Origin of the sequence: Bradyrhizobium sp. (assembly GCF_016462955.1) — a bacterium.
GTDB lineage: Bacteria > Pseudomonadota > Alphaproteobacteria > Rhizobiales > Xanthobacteraceae > Bradyrhizobium.
Genome location: NZ_JAEMSD010000342.1, coordinates 1,246 through 5,775 on the forward strand (window position 1 = coordinate 1,246; position 4,530 = coordinate 5,775).

Consider the following 4,530-nt stretch of genomic DNA (forward strand, 5'->3'; position numbering starts at 1 on the left):
GCAGCACCTTTGTCGGGCGCGCCAGCGCGGCCCAATAGGCTTGCAGCAGCGCCTCGCAGTCGGACGTCGCCATCGCGCCATTGTAGAAGGAGAACTGCAACTCGCCGACTTCGCCATGCTCGCGATATTCAATCGGCGCATAGCCACAGTCCGGCCGCCGCGGCAGGCTGGCTGCCTGCGCGGCGAACACCTTTGCAGCAGACCTCTTCAAGCTCTTCGGTGCGAGTTGCCGCACATGGCCGATCCACACCGCTCCGTCCACCGTCGCGCGGGCCAACGCCCCGTCGCATTGCGCCACGAGCGTGCCGGGGACGCCGGAGATACCGCGTGCTTCATGGACGTCGAACAGCCGCACGTCCTCGAAGAACAGACTGTCGACCAGGCCCGGCATGCCGTCGGCACTGTGGATCTTACGCAGCACGGTCTCGGTCGTATCGTGCTGCCAATCTATCGTCCGATCTGATTGCCGGCACGTCCCGCGGACGCGAATGCGCGCATCGTCCTCACGCATGGGTCGCGGCGTCGTCCGTCCCGCCGTGATCGCGTCGATGGCTTCCAGCACCGCTTCGACGGCGGATGAGGTGACCTCGTTGCGATAGATGCTGGACTTTGCGGCCCGCCGCATCGGGAACATGCGGAACGCCCACACGGGACCGGCATCGAACTCACCGGTCGCCTGCAGCACGGTGACGCCCCACTCGACCACGCCTTCGAGAATGGCCCAGTCGAGCGCCGCCGGGCCGCGGTCGCCGGGCGGGCCGGGATGCACGATCAGGCAGCGCACGCTACGCCAGACGTATTCGGGAATGGCCCGCTTGAGGAATGGCGCGATCACCAGATCCGGACGGTACAGAGCCACGCTCTCGCACGTGACGTCGGGGTGGATATCGAGCTCGACCGAGACCTCATGACCGCGCTCGCGCAGCTCGACATGCAGGCGCTGCGTCAGGCTGTTGAACGAATGCGATAGCAGCAGGATACGCATCGAGGGCCTCAACAAATCCGCGGCAATTGCTCGCCCGACAGCCAGTCGACGATTCGCCCGCCGCCAAAACTCGTCGCCATCTGCACGAAATGATGATCGTCGGCGACGGCCTTGCCGATGTCGGCGGCGTCGCGGCCGAGCGGATGGGCCCGCATGGCGGCGAGCACGGCGCCGGCAAGTTCGGGCGCGACGACAGCGACCAGTTTTCCCTCGTTGGCGACATGGAGCGGATCAAGCCCGAGCAGCTCACAGGCTGCCGCCACCCCCGGCTTCACCGGGATCGCCTCCTCGAGGAGATGAAAGCCGACGCGAGATTGCTGCGCGATTTCGTTCAGCGCGGCGGCGAGCCCGCCGCGGGTGGGATCGCGCATCAAGCGGATACCGCGACCACCGGCTTCCACCATCCCGGCGACGAGATCGTTCAGCGATGCCGAATCCGAGACGATCTCGGTCTCGAAGGCGAGGTTCTGCCGCTTCGACATGATCGCGACGCCGTGATCGCCCAGGGTGCCCGAGATCAGCACGCGGTCGCCGACGCGGGCGTTCTCGGCGGAAAGCTGGAGCCCGTCAGGGACGACGCCGACACCGGCGGTCGAGATGAACAGCCTGTCGGCCTTGCCGCGCTCGACCACCTTGGTGTCGCCGGTGATGATGTAGACGCCGGCATCGCGCGCCGCCTGCCCCATGGAGTCCGCAATCGCCTTGAGGTCGGCGAAGCGAAAGCCCTCCTCGATGATGAAGCTCGCCGACAGATAAAGCGGCTTTGCGCCGGCCATCGCGATGTCGTTGACCGTGCCGTGGACTGCGAGGGAGCCGATATTGCCGCCGGGAAAGAACAATGGCGAGACGACATAGCCATCGGTCGTCATCACCATGCGCCCGGCCCCAACATCGAACGCCGACTGGTCGTTGCCGCGCGCCAGCCATTCATTGCCGAAGGCCTCGTGGAACAGGCCCGAGATCAACTGCGCCATGGCGCGGCCGCCCGAACCGTGAGTCAGGTCGACGCAGCCGTTCCTGATATCGAGCTTGCGCTGGTAGGCCTTCATGACGCCCGCCTCTGCTGATGGTCGCGGAAGCGGCCATAGGTCCAGTGCGCGGCGCAGGCGCCTTCCGAGGAGACCATGCAGGAGCCCATCGGCGTCTCCGGCGTGCAGACGGTGCCGAACAGCTTGCAGTCGACCGGCTTCTTCACGCCCCGCAGGATGGCGCCGCATTCGCAGGCGGGATTGTCGTCGACGCGCAGCTCGTGCATGTCGAAGCGCGCCTCGGCGTCGTATGCCGCGTAAGCTCGCTTCAGCTTCAGCCCGCTATAGGGCACCTGCCCGAGCCCGCGCCATTCAAACTGATCGCGCAGCTCGAAGATGTCGGAGACCTCCTCCTTGGCGCGCAGATTGCCGTCGCGGGTGACCGCGCGGCTATACTGGTTCTCGACCTCGTGCCTGTTTTCGTTGACCTGGCGCACCAGCATCAGGATCGCCTGCATCATGTCGAGCGGCTCGAAGCCCGCGATCACCACCGGCTTGCCGAACTCTTCCGCGAAGAACTCGTAAGGCGCGGTGCCGATGATGGTCGAGACATGCGCGGGCCCGACAAAGCCGTCGATCTCAACGCGGCCGATATTGCGGATATCGGGGCTCTCCAGGATGTTCTGCATGGCCGGCGGGGTCAGAACGTGATTGCAGAACACGCTGAAGTTCGAGAGCTGCTTCTTCTGGGCGAGGCGGATCATGACCGCGGTCGGCGGCGTGGTGGTCTCGAAGCCGATGGCGAAGAACACGACCTCACGCCCGGGATTCTCCTGGGCGATCCCCAAGGCGTCGATGGTGGAATAGACCATGCGGATATCGGCACCGCGCGCCTTCGCCTTCAGCAGCGAGGCGCCGTGCGAGCCCGGGACGCGCATCAGATCGCCATAGACGCACAGGATGATGTCCGGACGCTCCGCCAGCCGGATCGCCATGTCGATGCGCCCGGCCGGCAGCACGCAGACCGGGCAGCCGGGGCCGTGGATCATCCGCACGTTCTTCGGCAGCATGTCCTCGAGGCCGTAGCGCGAGATCGCATGGGTGTGGCCGCCGCAGAATTCCATGAAGCGATAGGATCGCCCGGCATCGGCCTCGGCGCGAATCGCCTTGGCAAGGCCGAGCGCGATCTCCCTGTCGCGAAACTCGTCGGCATATTTCATTGCAACGCCCCCTGTCCTTCGGCGCTGAGCTCGCGCAGCAGTTCGAGCGTTCGCCGCGCCTCTTCCGGATCGATCTTGGTCAGGGCATAGCCGACATGGATGATCACGTAGTCGCCGACGGCGAGGTCTTCGATCAAGGCGACCGAGATCTCCTTGCTGACGCCGTCGATGGAGACGATCGCCATCTCGTCGGGCAGGAGCTTCGTGACCTCGGCTGGTATCGCGAGACACATCAGATGGTTCCTTCCAGGCCTTGCCGTTCGAGCAGTGTCAGCGCGGCAACCCAGGCCTGTCCGAGGCTGAGCCCGCCGTCATTGGGCGGCACTTGGCGCGGCAGCAGCGGCGTGAGCCCGGCGGCAAGGCAGCCGCGCTCGATCTGCTCCGAGAGGATCGCGTTGAGGAAGCAGCCGCCGCTCAAGGCGACGGTCCGAATCCCGGTCGCGCCCGCCGCGCGATCGATCCAGTCGACGCAGGCCGCGGCAAGCGTGCCGTGGAACAGCTCGGCACCTTCGATCGGATCGATCCTTCCGGATGTCAGGCGCTCGAACAGCGGGGCCAAGGACAGCACGCCGTGCTTGATGATCCAGCCGCCTGACGCGATGCGGGAGTTGCGCACCAGCGCTTCGAGCTTCATCGCAGCTTCGCCCTCATAGCTCTGGATCGGGCAGAGGTCGAGCAGGCTCGCCGCCGCATCGAACAACCGGCCGGCGCTGGTCGTCGTCGGCACACCCGGCTGATCGAGCATGACGCCGACACGTGCGGCCTGCGGCTGTGCGCCGAACCGCGTCGCGATTTCATCGCCTCGTCCGAGGCCATGCAGCAGGCTAGCTCCCATGCGCCACGGCTCGCGCGCGGCACGATCGCCGCCCGGCATCTTCATCGGGTCCAGATGTCCGAGCCGCCGGAAGCCGGCGCCATCGCAGGCCAAGAGCTCGCCTCCCCAATTGCCACCGTCGCTGCCGTAACCGAAACCGTCGAGCACCAGCGCCAGCACCGGTGCTGCGGTGCCATGCTCCGCCATCACGGCGGCCGCATGGGCATGATGGTGCTGTACCGCGATCAGCGGCCTCCCGCTGGCCTCGGCAAATCGGGTCGAGACCATGTTCGGATGCAGGTCATGGGCAATGACGACCGGCTCGACGTCGAGTGTCGACAACAGGTGATGCACTGTCTCCTCGAAGAAGCGGACGCCCGAAGCAGTATCGAGGTCGCCGATATGCTGGGACACGAACGCCTCGTTGCCGCGCGTGAGCGTCACCGTCGACTTGAGCGCGCCGCCGACGGCCAGGATCGGCGGCACGGACCGCGCCAGGCGAACCGGCTCGGGCACGTAGCCGCGCGCGCGGCGGATCAATTG

Annotated in this window: 4 protein-coding genes and 1 pseudogene; all 5 read right to left on the bottom strand. The window is 66.4% G+C overall.

Annotation, left to right across the window (positions count from 1 at the left end):
• The coding region (locus tag JHD07_RS27455) for a formyltransferase family protein (RefSeq protein ID WP_291627759.1) at window positions 1-985 on the bottom strand (985 nt) is incomplete at its 3' end.
• A gap of 8 nt (window positions 986-993) precedes the next feature.
• Entirely contained in the window at window positions 994-2,034 is a 1,041-nt protein-coding gene (hypE, locus tag JHD07_RS27460; protein WP_291627762.1) for a hydrogenase expression/formation protein HypE, read from the bottom strand.
• Window positions 2,031-3,173: a hydrogenase formation protein HypD gene (gene hypD, locus JHD07_RS27465; protein ID WP_291627763.1), complete on the bottom strand. Its 1,143-nt coding sequence runs from the start codon at window positions 3,171-3,173 to the stop codon at window positions 2,031-2,033. Before hypD ends, hypE begins: the two co-directional genes overlap by 4 nt.
• Window positions 3,170-3,406 carry a HypC/HybG/HupF family hydrogenase formation chaperone gene (locus JHD07_RS27470; protein ID WP_291627765.1) on the bottom strand — a complete coding sequence of 79 codons (237 nt, stop codon included), beginning with the start codon at window positions 3,404-3,406 and terminating at the stop codon, window positions 3,170-3,172. Before JHD07_RS27470 ends, hypD begins: the two co-directional genes overlap by 4 nt.
• Window positions 3,406-4,530: pseudogene (locus tag JHD07_RS27475) on the bottom strand (carbamoyltransferase HypF); the annotation flags it as partial. The gene JHD07_RS27470 and the pseudogene JHD07_RS27475, both read right to left, overlap by 1 nt.

What these genes read in the sequence shown, in the direction of transcription:
- hypE (WP_291627762.1), bottom strand. Translation starts at nt 2,034, where the DNA reads ATGAAGGCCTACCAGCGCAAGCTCGATATCAGGAACGGCTGCGTCGAC.
- hypD (WP_291627763.1), bottom strand. Translation starts at nt 3,173, where the DNA reads ATGAAATATGCCGACGAGTTTCGCGACAGGGAGATCGCGCTCGGCCTT.
- JHD07_RS27470 (WP_291627765.1), bottom strand. Translation starts at nt 3,406, where the DNA reads ATGTGTCTCGCGATACCAGCCGAGGTCACGAAGCTCCTGCCCGACGAG.